This window comes from Acinetobacter seifertii, assembly GCF_000368065.1.
Lineage (GTDB): Bacteria > Pseudomonadota > Gammaproteobacteria > Pseudomonadales > Moraxellaceae > Acinetobacter > Acinetobacter seifertii.
In genome coordinates this window covers 333,250-350,310 of record NZ_KB851200.1, presented here as the reverse complement: position 1 = coordinate 350,310, position 17,061 = coordinate 333,250, and the positions used below count along the sequence as shown (strand labels likewise).

Genomic DNA, 17,061 nt, shown 5'->3' with positions numbered 1-17,061 from the left:
AAACGGCACATGGTTCAACCACATACCGTTTTGTTTAGCTGAATTTAACTCTCAATTTAACAAGGGCATTTCTTTAAAGTACCGCCTGCCGATGGATAACGCACATCAACACAATGTCGATAGAAAGTCTTCGCATCCATAGGTGTTAAATCTGGATGATGAGCTTTCATGTGCTCCAAATACGTTTGATAGTCTGGCACTCCGACCATGAGTCGGAAGCTTTGCTGTAAACGCTGCCACAAGGTTGCTATACGCGACCAGTTCTTTGGAGAAAGTAATAGCTCTTTTTGCGAGAGCACTGTCATTTTGATGATTTTCGCAATAATGACAGTTCCATTTTTTGCAAATTTAAAATTCATCTTTATTCTCCTCGAGTGGTAACCACTTCAGGATCGGCATATACCGCAGGTGCTTCATTTACAGTCGGAGTACGACTCGCTAAAGCACGGCGAACAATACCAATTGAGGCAATAATCATGACAATCGAAACAATCATAAAGAAGCCACAAAGCGCAGCATTAATCTGATTCGACATCACAATGTTTTGCATCTCAGCAATAGTTTTGGCTGGTTTAATAATTTCACCGCGAGCAATCGCATCAGAGAACTTATGCGCTTGCGCCAAGAAACCAATTTTTGGGTTTTCGTGGAAAATCTTTTGCCAACCAGCAGTCATACAGGTTACGAACAAGAAAATAGTTGGGATAATCGTTACCCATACATATTTTTCTTTTTTCATTTTAAACAGAATGACTGTACCTAAAATAAGTGCCATAGAAGCCAGCATTTGGTTACCAACACCAAACAGAGGCCATAATGAATTAACGCCACCAAGTGGGTCAATCACACCTTGATAGACGAAGAAGCCCCATCCACCAACTGCAACGGCTGTACCAACCAAATTACCAAAGAATGAACCTGATGCTTTAACCGCAGGAATAACAATACCTACCGTGTCTTGCACCATAAAACGACAAGCACGAGTACCGGCATCGACAGCAGTTAAAATAAACAATGCTTCAAATAAAATGGCAAAGTGATACCAAAATGCCATCATTTGGCGGCTATTAAAAATTTCAGAAATGATATGAGCCATACCAATAGCGAAGGTAGGCGCACCACCTGTACGTGAAAGAATCGAGCTTTCACCTACTTCTTGAGCCAATACGGTTAACATTTCTGGGGTAACAATAAAGCCTAAATTACGTACAGCTTCTGCCGCAGACTCTACAGTTGTGCCGAGTACTGCCGCAGGCGCATTAATCGCAAAATATACACCTGGGTCTAAAACTGTCGCACAGATCATGGCCATGATCCCGACAAAAGACTCCATAAGCATACCGCCGTAGCCAATCACACGAATATCAGCTTCGTTATCGACGAGTTTTGGTGTTGTACCACTTGATACAAGCGCATGGAAACCAGAAATAGCACCACAGGCAATGGTAATAAATAGGAATGGGAATAAACTACCTGAGAAAACTGGACCTGTACCATCAATGAAGTGAGTTACAGCAGGCATTTTCAATTCAGGTAATGCAATGATAATACCCACCGCCAAACCAAGAATCACCCCAATTTTAAGGAAGGTAGATAAATAATCACGCGGTGCTAACAACAACCAAACTGGTAATACCGATGCGATAAAACCATAAATGATGAGACACCAAGTGAGTTGTGTACCCGTTAAAGTGAAGAACTCACCCCAGTACGGGTCTGCTGCAACATGTCCACCATAGACAATTGCCAGCATCATTAAAACAAAGCCAATAATTGAAACTTCTGCAATACGTCCTGGACGGATAAAGCGCATATAAACGCCCATGAACAATGCAATTGGAATGGTTGCTGCAATACTAAAGACACCCCACGGACTGTGTGCAAGTGCTTTAACAACCACCAACGCCAGTACTGCAAGGATAATAATCATTACCCCGAGCGCACCGAGCATTACCACAACACCAGCAAAAGAGCCAAGCTCCTGCTTTGCCATTTCACCAAGTGAACGACCATCACGGCGTGTCGATATAAATAAAACTAAAAAGTCTTGTACCGCACCTGCCAGAACCACACCAACCAGTAGCCAAATGGTTCCCGGTAAAAAGCCCATTTGTGCTGCCAAAATTGGTCCGACTAGCGGCCCTGCTCCAGCAATTGCAGCAAAGTGGTGCCCAAAAAGCACATATTTATTGGTGGGAACATAATCCAGACCATCGGCCAAGCGATGTGCTGGGGTTAAACGTCTTGGGTTTAATTCAAATACTTTAGTTGCAATAAATAGACTATAAAATCGGTATGCGATGCTATATACACATGCTGCAGCTAGTACAAGCCAAACCGCGTTAACATGTTCACCACGACTAAGTGCCAGCATCCCAAAAGAAATTGCACCTATAATTGCCACTAGGCTCCAGACCAGCTTGGAGGGAAGCGTAGATTTCGCTTGCATTGTGTCCATTCTTAACCTCTCAATAAATAACTACAGCATTTTTATATTGTTATGTACTGTTTCTCTTAATCCCTGTGACTCTACTCCTCCTTTTTCTTTTTTCCTCTTATACTTTCGCATAAAAAAAGGGATGATTTACATCATCCCTTCGATAATAGTGTATTTTTTAACTATTATGCACGCTCTAAATAATCGCCAGTACGAGTATCTACACGAACGCTTTCTTCTTGCTGAACAAATAACGGAACACGAACAACCGCACCTGTTTCAAGCTTAGCTGGTTTACCGCCACCGCCAGATGTATCACCACGTACGCCCGGATCAGTTTCAACGATTTTTAATACAACGAAGTTCGGTGGGCTTACTGTTAAAGGTACGCCGTTGAACAACATAATTGTACATTTTTCATTTGAATCGTCTTTTAACCATTTAGCAGCATCGCCCATTGCAACTTTGTCTGCAGCGATTTGCTCAAAAGATACAGGATCCATGAAGTTCCACATTTCACCATCGTTGTATAGGTATTCCATTTCAACTTCAACGATGTCAGCTGCTTCTAAAGAGTCACCTGATTTGAAAGTTTTTTCTAATACTTTACCGGTTTTAAGGTTACGTAATTTTACACGGTTGAACGCTTGACCTTTACCTGGTTTTACATATTCGTTTTCCATGATAGAACATGGGTTACCATCAAGCATAACCTTAAGGCCAGCTTTGAAATCATTTGTAGAATAATAGGCCATGAAAGGCACACTCCAAACTTAACAAGTCAACTATGCGATATAATGCGTTGTTGCATTATCTTAATCGTGTCAAATGATAAACTATTTATACCAAGAGCAAAACTGGCAATCACAACTCAGTGACCTTATTACTGATCCTTCTGAACTGCTAAGCCTACTCGAGTTATCCTCAGATCAGCTATTATCGGGTGCGATTCTAGCTTCTGAAAAGTTTAAATTACGTGTGCCTCGTGCGTTCGTCGGAAAAATGAACGCTAAAAACCCACTTGACCCGCTTTTGCTACAGGTATTGCCTCATCATTTAGAACTTGAAGAACATCCTGAGTTTGTAACCGACCCTTTAGGTGAAGAAGCAGCTAACCAGTTACCGGGTGTATTACACAAATATAAATCACGTTTTTTACTGACTTTGACAGGTGCTTGCGCAGTTCATTGTCGTTATTGTTTCCGTCGTCACTTTCCCTATCAGGAAAATTTGCCAAAAAATGACGATTGGCTAAACATTAAAAACTATATTGAAGCGAATCCTGACATTAATGAAGTGATTTTAAGTGGCGGTGACCCACTTACATTGTCTAACCGAAAATTAGCACTTTGGTTGGAACGTTTATCATCTCTCAAACAAGTGAAGATTCTGAGAATTCATTCACGCGTTCCAATTGTTATTCCAAACCGTATCGATGAACAGCTTATTTCTTTATTAAAAAACAGTAGGCTGCGTATTGTTCTGGTGGTACACTCGAACCATGCTTCTGAACTCGATGACTTTACTTGTTCAAAATTGTTGCAGTTATCTGACGAGCACATTACTGTACTTAATCAGGCGGTGTTGCTTAAAGGTGTTAATGATTCTGCCGAGACACTCGTTGATTTAAGTTATCGTTTATTTGAAGCTCGCGTTATGCCTTATTACTTACATGTTTTAGATAAAGTAAAAGGTGCACAACATTTTGATTTAATACCATCTGAAATAGATGCAATATATCAAGACGTGTTAGCGAGCCTACCGGGGTATTTGGTTCCTAAACTCGTCAGGGAAATTGCGGGCGAAAAGAATAAAACACCGCTTTTTGGGGCTACAACTTTTTGAGTTATATAATAAGTGATGATGAATAATGCACTTTCGGACATTTTTCACAATCAAACCGCACTTACTCGTGAACGGTTAAGCTTTTGTGAAGCCAATATTAAAGACCTTAATGAATGGGTTACTACCCTTTCTATTATGCAATTGGGTGATACCTCAAAGGCGTTATTTACAGCACTTTTGGAATTGAATGAATTAAATTGCAGTGAAACGCTTTGCTTCGATTTAATTCAAACACTTCACCCAACCATTAATAATGTTTTAGCGAGTCTAGAAAAAAACTTTTTTAACCAAGGTGTGATTAGTACAGACCGTAACGAGCACATTATTGAACTGGCAATGCTTCTACGTTGTTATTTTGCGAGTATTTATTTAAATATCGCAAGGACAAGCCACGGACAACTACAAAGACAGAAGTTTTCTCTATTTTCATTTAAACAAAAGAAAAATTTACAAACTGCGCGTATTTTGGCGACTTTCCATGCATTGCAGCAACTCACCAACCTTTTATATCAGCAGCACATGCTCTATAGCGAACCTGTCAAAGGCCAATGGTTAATTGCTCATGAACTTTATGAAACCGCAGTCCAATATAAATATCATTTAACCAATATTAATCATATTCAAGGCGTACAGCATCCTTTAGCCAATATTACACAGGCATACGCTCAGCTTATTTTATTAGATATTTTTAATACCAATCAGATTCGTCAATCGGAAATTCAAGCGCTATTCCAGTGTAGTTTTGACTGGGCACGTATGATTCAAATTTTACCTAAAGATAGTGCTTTAACTAAGTATGTGGTCGACCCGACTAAAGACCATCCACCGGTATATAACAAAAAACAAAGCTCAAATTTCAATCCAAGCATTTTTATTAGCACTCAAGCGTTGCTTGAGCATGTCACTGCCACCATGCATAAAAATGCTCAGTACATGTCTAAAAATGAAAAGATTTATTTAAGCCCTGCGTTAAAGTTTCACGTTCAAACCATTTTAGGCACGACCGCACAGCGCCGTCATGAACGTTATGAATATAATGCTGCTCTCCAAATTTGCTTCGGATTAACTACCGCACATTTTTATCTATCTAAAGCAAAGAACTTTGAAGAAACACTACAACTGAACAATAACTATAATTTACAAAGTGAATCGAAAGTTTTATCAAACCTAGAGAAAAAAGAGCAACAAACTTCGTCTTACCAACGCTTAAGCCGTGAAAGTAAAACCATTTATCAAACCACAGTGCTTGATATCAGTGTTAATGGCTATCGTATTAAATGGTCTGGTGAAGCGCCTAAAAACTTACGAACTGGCGAATATATTTTAGTTAAAGAAACATTGCATGGTCAGTGGCGTGGCGGTGTGATTCGCTGGATTAAACAATCAACAGAAAAAAGTTTGGAACTGGGCTTAGAAATTCTTTCACAAGCCATGTTCCCTTGTGCTGTACATATTCAGGCTGAGCGCCATACTCGTAATTATCACCCTGCACTATTACTACAAACTCAAAACTTAGAAGAAATACAAAACACGCTTATTTTACCGGGGTCTCAAATTTTTAGAGAGCAACAAACAATTCATTTACGATTGGGGACAGAAGAAATCAAAGTGTATCTACTCAAAGCACAACTCATTACTCAGAGTTTTATTCAATTTCAATTTGAACTTTTAAATGATCAGCAACAACATTTGCTTGATCAGTTCATGTTGAAAAAGAATAGTAACGCGAATAGTCAAGATTTATGGGAAGCATTAAAGTGAGAAACTCTTTACTATCTAAAAAGTTAAGACGTACTGAAATACGTTTACTCATTATTGATGATAACCAGTTACGTTATAACCAAATTTTAAATCTTTTATCGGGGAATCAATATCAAGTTAATGCTTTATTACTTGATGATTTAAAAAGTTTTGAAAAGCAGCTCAATACATCATGGGATGTGATTATTTTTGGCCGCGCGTACGATTTGAAAATTGAACAAACTCTCTCCCTCGTTCAAGCGTCAGAACAGCCGCAGCTTCCAATTTTACTTTTACAACCAGATGATTATCAAACACAGCAATACCAAAGCTATGTTCAAAAAGGTATTTACGATGTAGTCCCATTAGAACCATTGGATTATTTCTACATCACCCTTGTTCGAACCTTATCGTATAGCCGCCTTTTACAAACGGAACAACGTTTGTTAGCAGAGCTTGATACCATTCATAGTCATACGCAAACTCTAGTCGACAACAGCCATAAAGCAGTCGCTATTTTTCAAGAAGGCATACATATTAAGGCAAATCCTGAATACCTTAATCTTTTTGGCTTTAAGCAAGAAGAAGATATTATTGGTTTGCCAATTTTGGATGTCTTACAGCCGAACGATTTAAATATTTTCAAACAACGATTTAAGAAAATTTCTTTAGGTCAGTTTGATCAAGCTCGTTTTGAAATTCAAAGTCAGCATCAGGCTATTTCTGGTAATAATGCTTTGAAATTGGAATTTATTCCAAGCCAAGAAGAAGATGCTGTACAACTGACCATCGATTATCAAGTTGATTTAAGCATTCCAGCAAACACGTCTCCATCCGAAAAAAGTGTCGGATTAAGTACGGCTTGGCAACAAATCAATCGACATTTATCAACCCATCCTGCGCAAGCCAATGCTGTAGTGTTATTTAAGCTCGCGCAATGCCCAGAACGCCTCTTTCAACAAGGTTGGCAGACGTTAGGACTATATTTCAATCAGCTTCATGGTTTTTTAAAAGACCATGCGCAAATGCCAATTTTCCAAGTCGATTTGGGAACTTATGCTGGGATTTTACAAGCTGAAAATAGTTCAGTTTTAAATTCGCAGTTAACAAGTCTACAAACTTTGCAAAAAGAACACTTGTTAAAAGTGAATGAACAAAACTTCTCGGTACAGTTAAAGCTTGGCTATGCTCCGCTTAACCAACCACTCACTGAGATTTCTTTTAGCTCATTACTCAATGAAGCTGAAAAGCAGAATCTACCTCAAGTTACACCTCAACTTGAAATAGCACCAATTGAAGAAAAAATCGTTTCAACGACTGTTGAAACTGTTCCTCTAGATTTAACGATTGAACATTTCGAGGTGAGTTCTCAGTCATCTTTGCTACAGCAGTTAAAACAAAAACTTGCTAAAGGTGAGATACATTTGAAGTATCAGCAAGTGTATGACAAACATGATGAAGAAACTCATAACTATGAAGTGACGAGTGGCTTTATTGCTGATGAACAATGGCATGATTTAAATGACTTAGCTGACTTAAAAGAAGATGCTGAGCTTTCAATTCAAGTAGATCGCTGGATATTAGTTGAAGCATGTAAACAGCTTCACAATTTTATTGCTCAGTATCCTAAAGCAAGACTCATTATTAACCTGAATATTGATATTTTGCTGAAAGATAAATCATTCCCAGAGCTAATTTCAAAGCTGCTTACCATCATTGGTAGCAAACTTGAAAGTCCATTGATTTTGCAATTTTCAGAACAAGCACTTCAGCACTACCTTCCAACAGTTCAGCCATTGATTGGTCGTTTACGTCAACACGGTGCAGAAGTTTCAATTCGAGATTTTGCTTCTTCTATGCATAGTGATTCAATTTTACAGCAGCTTGATATTCAGCTTGTAAAATTACAGTCTAGCAAAACGGATTTGTTAAGTTCAGATCAGGGTCTGAATAACTTGCAAGAAAAGGTATTGAACTATCTGACTGTAAAACCAATTGGAATTTTATTGGCTAACTTAAATGATATGAACCTATTTGCAAATGCATGGAATGTGGAAGCACGTTTCTTACAAGGTGATTATTTCCAGAAAAAACTTGATCGCTTAACTGATGTACAAGACCAGTAATGGTCTTGTTATTTAAAAAATAAAAAACGGGCATAAGCCCGTTTTTTATTTCGTTCTGAAGTATTAACGCTTGATAGAGCGAGACATACCAGAGAAACGTTGTTTGAATTTGTCGATACGACCACCAGTATCTACATTCTTTTGTTTACCAGTGTAGAATGGGTGGCAAGCTGAACATACGTCAAGGTAAATAGTTTCTTTACCTAAAGCAGAACGAGTTTCGATTACGTTACCGCATGAGCAAGTTGCAACTAATTTTTCATATTTTGGGTGAATATCGGCGCGCATCGTCGATTACTCCTAATTGAAGAAAGGCTTAAGCTGTCATCGCAATTGATCACTCTCAATTAAATTGAGGAAAGCTTTTTCAAGCAGATCAACACCACAACAGACCATTCTTTTGGCCCACCGAAACCTCTAGGGTTAGAGCTAAGCACAACAAGTGGACAGTATTATACGCCATATAAATCTTTTTTGCGAATTAATCTTGGGATTTAGCCCAGTAATTTGCGATTACTCCACACACCATTAGCTGTATTTGGTGAAATATCATAATTGGCAAAACAATCATTCCTAACGGCTGACCAATAAATAAGATTTGTGCCATAGGTACACCGCTTGCCAAGGTCTTTTTTGAGCCACAAAAGAAAACAGTAATCTGATCGGCACGGCTAAAACCAAAAGCACGCGGTAAATACAGCGCAAGCAACATAATAATGGTGAGTAACACAGAACAAGCGAGTGCCAAAAGCAGTAAAGTTTTCCAGTTTACCTGATGCCAAAGTCCGGCAACTACTGCCCCGCTAAAAGCGCCGTAAACCACCATCAAGATTGAACCTTGATCGAATGCTTTTACAATGCTTGGTACTTTTGCCATATATGGAAAAACGTAGGGACGAAGCAATTGGCCTAAAACAAATGGCACTAATAGCAACAGCGTAATTTCAATAATAGACGATGTAGGATCAAACCCGTGCTGACTTTGCCCTAAAATAAAAAAGCTGACTAAAACTGGCGTGATAAACATACCCACCAAGTTTGAGAAAGATGCACTACATACCGCCCCTGCCACATTTCCTTTTGCAACTGAAGTAAATGCAATAGAAGACTGAACAGTAGATGGCAAGAAGCACATAAATAGAAAGCCCCAATAGAGCTGCTGTCCTAATAAGGGTAAAAGAATAGGTTTAGCCAATAACCCCAAGGCAGGAAAAATAAAGAACGTAATTGCAAATACAAGTAAATGCATTTTCCAATGCAAAATACCTTCAATTACAGCCTCACGAGACAATTTAGCACCGTGTAGAAAAAATAAAATTGCAATCGCGACTGTAGTTAATGTATTGAAATACTGCGCAGCTTGACCACTGACTGGAAAAAACGTTGCTAGTAGTACCATGCCAACCAACAAAACTGTAAATCGATCAAGTGCCAAGAACTTCAGCATATTCACATCCTATGATTATTTTAGACAAATAAAAGCCCAGTTGATAAATTGACCATTTGGTCAGGTCTTCATCATACTGGGCTATAAAAATAAAGCTAGACTTTTAAGAGCTAAATCTTAAAGCACTTAAGTCATTTACTTAATTATTTCTGGCATCTGCATCTTGCTGAATGAGCTCGATTTTGTAGCCATCTGGATCTTCAACAAAGGCAATAACCGTAACACCACCCTTCATTGGGCCAGCTTCACGCACAACTTTACCGCCACGTGCTTTAATTTCTTCACATGCTTTGTAAGCGTCTTCGACACCAATCGCAATGTGACCATAGCCATTTCCTAAATCATAACTTGAGGTATCCCAGTTATGAGTAAGTTCAAGCACGGTATTATTTTCTTCATCGCCATAACCAACAAATGCCAGTGTAAAGCGACCTTCTTCATAATCACGCTTACGAAGTAACTTCATCCCTAATACTTCGGTATAGAACTTTAAAGATTGTTCTAAATTGCCTACTCGCAACATTGTATGAAGCATTCGCATATATTTATCTCCAGAAAACCCTCATTCTGATGCTTGTTTAGCCAATAACTTACTTACCCAAATTACAAGTAGTAAAATTGGTAATCCCATCAAGAACGTAACCGTAAAAAAGCCAGAATAGCCTATATGATTTACTATTGTACCTGAGTATCCGCCAATAGTTTTAGGCAGTAATAACATTAATGAACTAAAAATAGCGTATTGCATAGCTGTAAAAGATACACTTGTTAGACTTGAAAGAAATGCAATAAAAACCGCTCCTGCCAGACCCGAAGCTAGATTATCAAATATGATTCCCATAACAAGCCATGTCTTACTGTAAGGTACAACTACTTTTCCTTTCAATTCGATATCAATATTTTTATCAATCGGAATCGCTGGGATATCGGATAAACTCATACGATATCTAGGTTGGCTTTCTGATAAATTTTTTTGATAGGTATGAATCTGAACTAAAGTCTTTGTTTGCCCATTAACCTCATAATTTGCCTGCACTCTTATTGCATCAAGCTTAGCAAGTTCTGTCCCTGAAATAACTGCATTCCAGTCACTATTTTTAATTTTACCATCTACTTTAACTTGTGGATTTAAGAAAATATTTACAGATTTTATTTGACTATTTTTCGGCAAATTTAGCAAAGTGCCATGAAGGATTATATCTTTTGCTAACTCATCTTTATATACAAGATTATCGCCCCCTATAGCTTGGATATAAATCTCCGGTTTTGGCTCATTTTTGTATAGTTTTAGTGGAATAGTTATTTTTAAAGGTTCAATATACCCTTTAGGTTGCGAGGCAATAGAAACTTCTGCTTGGGTTGTTAAAGTATTACTTGGAAATTTTAAAGACCAGTTTCCTACCTCATCAGGGTTTGCGGTATATACTTGATCGCCAATATTAACCCGGACCTCTTGCATAGAAGCACCAGATTTGACTAAACCAACAAAAATTAAATTAGTTGTGCTAGCTAAAATTGCTCCTAACAACATCATTTTCATGACGTTATAACGCTGAGCTAACATCCCTCCGAGAAATCCACCTAATATTACAAAGAAAATCGCAAAAAACTTATTAAACCAAGCAATTTCTTCTTTATCAAAATTTAAATCTAAATAAAACAGATTAGCCATTACCCCAGCAACGACATCTGAAATACGATAGAAACCTATTAATAATAAAATTGCTAAAGCTACTTTTAATCCATATCGCTTAAAAAAGTCTAGTAAAGGTGATAACCATGTTTCTACAACAATTTTTTTATTAATTAAACCAAATTTAATTAAACCCAGAATAACAATAACAGCAATTGATATACTAATTAAAAACTTAATAACTAAAAGTATAAAATTTAAAAAAGCATCTTCGATAGAAAATGAATCAAAAATTAAACCGATTTGATAAAAACTAATTCCAAAAACTATGGTTGAAATAACAAAAACTGCAAATAACTGGACATAATCTTTTGCATGATAATGATGTTGTAGGCGCTTAACTACAGGTTCATGGATGAGTAAAGTTGTAATAATTCCTACAATCATCAAACCAGCCATTAATAAATAGGTGGTTCGCCATGCTTCATAAATATAATTACCAACTGCTGTTCCCAAAGATGCAGCAAATAATAGTGCACCTAATTGAGTAATAATTGTAGCAGTGCGATACCCTGCATTATAAGTTGAAGCTAAAACAGTTTGTATATTTGGGTCTTCAGTTAATTCGATACGGTAAGCATCCACAATAATATCTTGTGTTGCTGATGAGAACCCAAGAAAAATAGCAGCCCCTGCCATAATCGTTAAATTTGACAATGAACCGAAATCAGATGTGTTGGGTAATGGATTTGTAAATGCCATCATACAAATTGCACAAATTACCAAAAGTTGTGATACCAACAACCAACTACGTCTTAGGCCCATTCTTCTGGTTAGATATGGCAAGGGTAACTTGTCTATTAGCGGCGCCCAAATAAACTTAAATGAATAAGCCAAAGCTGCCCAAGAGAACATTGTAATAGTACTTCGGTTAATTCCAGCCTCAGTCAACCAAAATGATAGAGTTGAAAAAATTAGAAAAATTGGAATTCCCGATGAAAAACCCAAAAACAACATAATGATTGCACGGCGATCCAAGAAAGCTTTAAAAGAACTTTTCCACCCTTTCGATTCAGAAATCATTCGTTTTTTATTTTCCATAAATTATAAATGTGCCTATTCAATCGCTTCTTACCATTCCTTTCAAGATTCTTTATGCAATCAAGTTTGGTTTTGATGATAAAAACGGCAAGTTTGCTTGATATTTTATGCTAAACCTGTATACCTTTAACCCTCAACCTTCGTTTTCTTTTGCTGGATACCAACAGTGACACAAAAACTTGATCAAGTGACAACTTCAACTTTATCACTCGCTAAAACAAACACCACAAACGTCACAATAAATGCATTTCCTTCAGCTCTTGAGCAACCTGATATAAAAATGACTTTAGATAAAACAGCCTTAAAACCGGAACAACTTACCCATATTCCAGATTTTGAAAATATTCCAGCTTCAACAAAACGTATCAAACCACTCAATAATTTTTTAGGTCAAGACCGCGCTAAAGCATCGGTAGAAGCGGGCATTTCTTTACCCTACTCAGGTTATAACATTTTTGCAGTAGGAACGGCAGGCTTAGGCAAACGCACCATGATTAAGCGTTTACTACAGCAACATGCCAAAACAATGCCAACCCCTGACGACTGGGTATATGTCTATAATTTTAAACACGCGCGTCAACCAATTGCCTTACGCTTCCCTGCTGGTCAAGGCACCAAGTTCCAACAAGCTCTTCATCAAGCTTGGCAAATTATTTTAAAACAGCTTGAACGTCGTTTTAGTGCCGAAACTTATCATAACCGTATTGAACGTATCCGTGAGGAAACCGGAGATGAACAACAACAAGCGCTGGTTGAGTTAACCAAAGAAGGCGAAGAGCTCGACTTAAAATTGATTTCTCGAAATGAGAAACATGGTTTTGTACCTGTACAAGTAAAAGACGATCAGGTGCAAGAGCTCACTCAAACAGAAATTGATGCTTTAAATACGAAACAACGCGCTGAAATCGCGGCTAATGTTCGCTACATGGATAAAAAACTTGAGCGTCTTGGTTTGCATTTAGGCGATTTAGAAGATGATGCACGCGACAAAGTTTCTGTATTAAATCGAGATATTGCGACTCAAGTGGTTATGCCTCGAATAGATCTGATTTTAAATAAATATAGCCAAGTGAAAGGCCTTGAAGATTATTTAAAACAATATGCTCAAGATATAATTGAGAATGTTGAACTCATTTTAGAGCAAGAAGAAGACGACTTTGCTCCTGCTATGTTCAATCGCGTACCAGCACGTTACCAAGCAAATGTGATTGTCTCAAATAAACCAAACAGTGGTGCTCCGGTTATTTTTGAAGATTTCCCAACGCACTACAACTTACTTGGTCACGTTGAGCAACTTACACATAACGGCACAATTACCACAGATTTTACTCTCATTCGTCCTGGTGCTCTTCATCAAGCGAATGGTGGTTTTCTAATGCTTGAGGCAGAGCAATTACTTGAGCAACCTTATGCATGGCAAGGTTTAAAACGTGCCTTAAAATCAGGCCAACTCAAGCTCTCTTCTCTTGAGCATATGTTGACGTTAACAGGTTCTATCTCGATTGAGCCTGCTGCGGTTCCACTGGATATTAAAGTGGTACTTATGGCAGAACCTGAAATTTATTATGAAATTTTAGAAGTAGAACCAGAGCTTGGCAGCGTATTTAAAATACGCGCAGATTTTACCGATACATTACAACGTAATGACGAAAATGAACAAGCTTACATGCAGCTAATTGCTGACTATGTCCAAACCGACAAACTACTTCCATTTGACCGTAGTGCTTTAGCTGCTTTACTTACCGACTCAAGCCGTCAAGCAGAAGATCAAAGCTCACTGTCGTTACATGCTTCAACTTTGGGTGACCTGATTCGTGAAGCACATCATCATGCGTTTAAAGCCAATGAAAAGCTTGTAACTGATCAGCACATTAACCTTGCGCTACAACATAGACAGTATCGCTTAGGCTATTTAAGAGAGCTTTACTGGCAGGATTTATCACGCGGAACTCAGCTAATTGAGACTTCTGGTCATCGTTTAGGTCAAATTAATGCCCTCTCTGTTATTCACTATGCAGATGTCGAGTTCGGTTTACCTTCACGGTTGACTGCATCAGTCTATCAAGGTGGCGGCGATATTCTTGATATTGAGCGTAGTGTAGAGCTTGGTGGTTCACTGCATGCTAAAGGCGTCTTACTTATGTCGAGCTTTTTGAAAGCTCACTTTGGTCGTGAACAGATTTTACATTTTTCTGCTGCGCTTGCATTTGAACAAAGCTATGGCCAAGTAGATGGAGATAGCGCCACGGTTGCCGAACTTTCTGCGTTAATTTCTGCAATTAGCCAAATTCCAATTGATCAATCATGGGCGATTACAGGTTCTATGAACCAGTTAGGTCAGGTTCAACCCATTGGCGGTGTAAATGCAAAAATTGAAGGCTTCTATGATGCTTGTAAATTACAAGGTTTAACGGGTAAACAAGGTGTCATTATTCCACGTCAAAACATGCAGCATTTAATGCTACGCCAAGATGTAATTGATGCGGTACAAAGTGGTCAATTCCATATCCATGCGATTGATACCATTGATCAAGCACTTGAAATTTTAATGGCTCGCCCTGTTGGTACATTGGATAAAAAAGGTAGATACAGCAAACATTCAATTTACGCTGCCGTAATGGAACAGCTTGAATATTGGCAAGCGATTGAAGATGGCGAAGAAATTGAAGAGGAGCCAAAGAAGAAAAAGAAAAATAAGAAAAAAATTAAGAAGCACGAAGAGCTCACAGCAAATGATCTTCCACAGGAAACTCAGGAAGAAGTTGCGACTCTCAAGCAAAAATAATACTCATATAAAAAGGGCTTGTAATCACAAGCCCTTTTTATGCATCAATTGAAAGTTAGCGAACGATCTGCATCGCTCGTCCACCAGCCAACTGACTAAAATATTGTTTAAGTGCTTCAACACAGCGTTGAATTTTCATTGGCTGTTGATCGTGTTTGGCAATCTCTGCATACAAAGTAAAAGCCGGCAGTTTCCAATCTGGTAAGATTTCAATTAAAGAACCAGCTTTCAATTCTTTTTGAGCATCTAAATATAAAATTCTAGCAATACCATGTCCTTGCTGACATAAGGCTTTAGCAACTTGCAAATTATTGCTTTGCAAACGGCTTGCCATTTCAATATGCAATTTTTCACCAGTTTTAGCATGTTGAAAATGAAAACTGCGTGATTCATTCATTGCATTGATTGAAAGCAACTCATGGTTGTTTAAATCGTTTGGATGCAAAATCGGGCTCGATTGATTGAGATAGCTGGGAGAAGCTACCAAAATCTGATCTACAAAAGCCATAGGAACGACAGAACTACTCTCTTCTACTGGTGTAGAACTCATACGCACTGCAACATCAATTCGTTCTTCAATGAGGTCAATATAACGATGACCTACTTCGAAATGAACAGATAAACCGCGATGAGCTGACATCCAATGAGATAGAGCAGGAATAATGTGCTGAACCGCTAAGTCTGGTGTGCTTGCAATCCGCAAATCTCCAATCAAATCATCTCGCAATTCATTGATTCTGATTTTGCCTCTTTCTGCAGCTGCCAACATTTCTTGACAACTTGAAAAAAAAGCCTGTCCGGCCTCTGTCAAACTAAGTTTCCGAGTAGAACGGTGTAATAAAATTACATCCATTTCATGCTCAAGAGAACGTATTTGCTGACTTACAGCACTTGTTGTAATGCCTAATTCACGTGCCGCACCACTAAATGAACTTTTTTCAACCACACAAGCAAAAACACCCATCGCACGAAGCTGATCTAACATAGGTTTCCTCAAATCTAATTTTAAATTTATAAAAAATGCTTATTGTTGTAATGAAAGCAACCAATTACATTATACGAGGAAACCTATATTTATTGCATTAGCTAATTAGGTAAAAGATTTGCTGGGTTGATTGGTTTACCATCAAGGCGAATTTGGAACTCAAGCATAACTCTCGACGCACCTGAAGAGCCCATTTCTGCAATCTTTTGACCTGCGGTTACATTATCTCCACTCTTCACCATCATCTTGCTATTGTGGGCATACGCACTGATATAGCCATCAATATGTTTAATTAAAACTAAATTACCATATTCTTTTAAGCCATCGGCTGCGTATACGACTTGACCATCTGCTGCCGCATAAATTGGATCACCTTGATTACCACCATAACGAATTCCTTTGACATTATTCGCCAAATTAAATCCTTGAATCACTGGTCCGTTATTTGGTTTGATCCAACGTAAGCTTGAACTTGGAATAGCAGTTCCCACTGTTGTATTGGTGGTTGGTGCAACTGTTCGTGGTGGGGTTGTTGTTGGTGCCGTTGTTGTCGTAGTCGGTAATGCTATTGTTTGGCGCTTAATTGGTTCAGGTTGCGCCATGACTTGTGTCGACACGGTTCTTGGTGAAGAAGATTTCTTTAATCGTAATGATTGATTAACATAAATACGATACGGTGGAGCAATACCATTCATTTCAGCAATACTGACATAATCCAGACCGTAGCGCATTGCAATACCACTTAAAGTATCACCCGAACGAACTGTATAATAGTTAGGAGCCGTCGCATAGCGAGAACTATTATTAATTTGTGGTCTAGAAGCACATCCTGCCATTGCAACAGTAAAACCCACAGCTAAAGACAACATCATAATTTTCATTATTTTGTCTCTTTGAATATGCAATCTGCTTTGTTGCTCAGTTAAATGCATCGATCTCCCTCACTAAATGCTACAAATCAT

At 38.2% G+C, this 17,061-nt stretch carries 13 protein-coding genes; 4 read left to right on the top strand and 9 right to left on the bottom strand.

The window, feature by feature from the left end; translation table 11 throughout:
- Positions 1-56 precede the first annotated feature (56 nt).
- The 3 genes from F985_RS08945 to efp form a co-directional block, all read right to left on the bottom strand.
- Positions 57-359: a YbdD/YjiX family protein gene (locus F985_RS08945; protein WP_002052430.1), complete on the bottom strand. Its 303-nt coding sequence runs from the start codon at positions 357-359 to the stop codon at positions 57-59.
- Between the two features lie 2 nt (positions 360-361).
- Positions 362-2,458 (bottom strand): carbon starvation CstA family protein, encoded by a 2,097-nt coding sequence (locus F985_RS08940; RefSeq protein ID WP_004700172.1) that lies wholly within the window; start codon positions 2,456-2,458, stop codon positions 362-364.
- A gap of 164 nt (positions 2,459-2,622) precedes the next feature.
- The gene (gene efp, locus F985_RS08935) at positions 2,623-3,192 is read right to left on the bottom strand and encodes an elongation factor P (RefSeq protein WP_004700171.1); all 570 of its coding nucleotides are present in this window, start codon (positions 3,190-3,192) and stop codon (positions 2,623-2,625) included.
- A 73-nt stretch (positions 3,193-3,265) separates the two neighbouring features.
- Here efp and epmB point away from each other — a divergent pair, with 73 nt between their 5' ends.
- Genes epmB through F985_RS08920 form a run of 3 tightly spaced genes read left to right on the top strand, consistent with a single transcriptional unit; the run spans position 3,266 to position 8,148 of the window.
- A complete protein-coding gene (gene epmB / locus F985_RS08930) occupies positions 3,266-4,282 on the top strand; it encodes an EF-P beta-lysylation protein EpmB (protein WP_004700170.1) in 1,017 nt (338 codons plus the stop codon).
- A 15-nt stretch (positions 4,283-4,297) separates the two neighbouring features.
- Positions 4,298-6,043 (top strand): hypothetical protein, encoded by a 1,746-nt coding sequence (locus F985_RS08925; protein ID WP_004700169.1) that lies wholly within the window; start codon positions 4,298-4,300, stop codon positions 6,041-6,043.
- Positions 6,040-8,148: an EAL domain-containing protein gene (locus F985_RS08920; protein ID WP_077164827.1), complete on the top strand. Its 2,109-nt coding sequence runs from the start codon at positions 6,040-6,042 to the stop codon at positions 8,146-8,148. The genes F985_RS08925 and F985_RS08920 overlap by 4 nt, the downstream gene beginning before the upstream one ends.
- Before the next feature lie 63 nt (positions 8,149-8,211).
- Here F985_RS08920 and rpmE read toward each other — a convergent pair whose 3' ends face one another.
- The 4 genes from rpmE to F985_RS08900 form a co-directional block, all read right to left on the bottom strand.
- Positions 8,212-8,436, bottom strand: coding sequence for a 50S ribosomal protein L31 (rpmE, locus tag F985_RS08915; protein WP_004652835.1), 225 nt, complete (start codon positions 8,434-8,436; stop codon positions 8,212-8,214).
- A gap of 193 nt (positions 8,437-8,629) precedes the next feature.
- On the bottom strand, positions 8,630-9,601 hold the full coding sequence (locus F985_RS08910) for a bile acid:sodium symporter family protein (RefSeq protein ID WP_085945699.1): 972 nt from the start codon (positions 9,599-9,601) through the stop codon (positions 8,630-8,632).
- Positions 9,602-9,734: 133 nt separating this feature from the next.
- A complete protein-coding gene (gene gloA / locus F985_RS08905) occupies positions 9,735-10,136 on the bottom strand; it encodes a lactoylglutathione lyase (RefSeq protein ID WP_004700166.1) in 402 nt (133 codons plus the stop codon).
- 21 nt (positions 10,137-10,157) lie between these two features.
- The gene (locus F985_RS08900) at positions 10,158-12,329 is read right to left on the bottom strand and encodes an AmpG family muropeptide MFS transporter (protein WP_004700164.1); all 2,172 of its coding nucleotides are present in this window, start codon (positions 12,327-12,329) and stop codon (positions 10,158-10,160) included.
- 166 nt (positions 12,330-12,495) lie between these two features.
- Here F985_RS08900 and F985_RS08895 point away from each other — a divergent pair, with 166 nt between their 5' ends.
- Complete coding sequence (locus F985_RS08895; protein ID WP_004700162.1) at positions 12,496-15,114, top strand: Lon protease family protein; 2,619 nt, start codon at positions 12,496-12,498, stop codon at positions 15,112-15,114.
- Positions 15,115-15,169: 55 nt separating this feature from the next.
- On the opposite strand, the gene F985_RS08890 is transcribed toward F985_RS08895, so the two are convergent.
- Together F985_RS08890 and F985_RS08885 are read right to left on the bottom strand one after the other, a co-directional pair.
- Positions 15,170-16,099, bottom strand: a complete 930-nt coding sequence (locus F985_RS08890; RefSeq protein ID WP_004700160.1) for a LysR family transcriptional regulator — start codon at positions 16,097-16,099, stop codon at positions 15,170-15,172.
- Positions 16,100-16,200: 101 nt separating this feature from the next.
- Positions 16,201-17,031 carry a peptidoglycan DD-metalloendopeptidase family protein gene (locus tag F985_RS08885; RefSeq protein ID WP_004700158.1) on the bottom strand — a complete coding sequence of 277 codons (831 nt, stop codon included), beginning with the start codon at positions 17,029-17,031 and terminating at the stop codon, positions 16,201-16,203.
- Between the last annotated feature and the right edge of the window lie 30 nt (positions 17,032-17,061).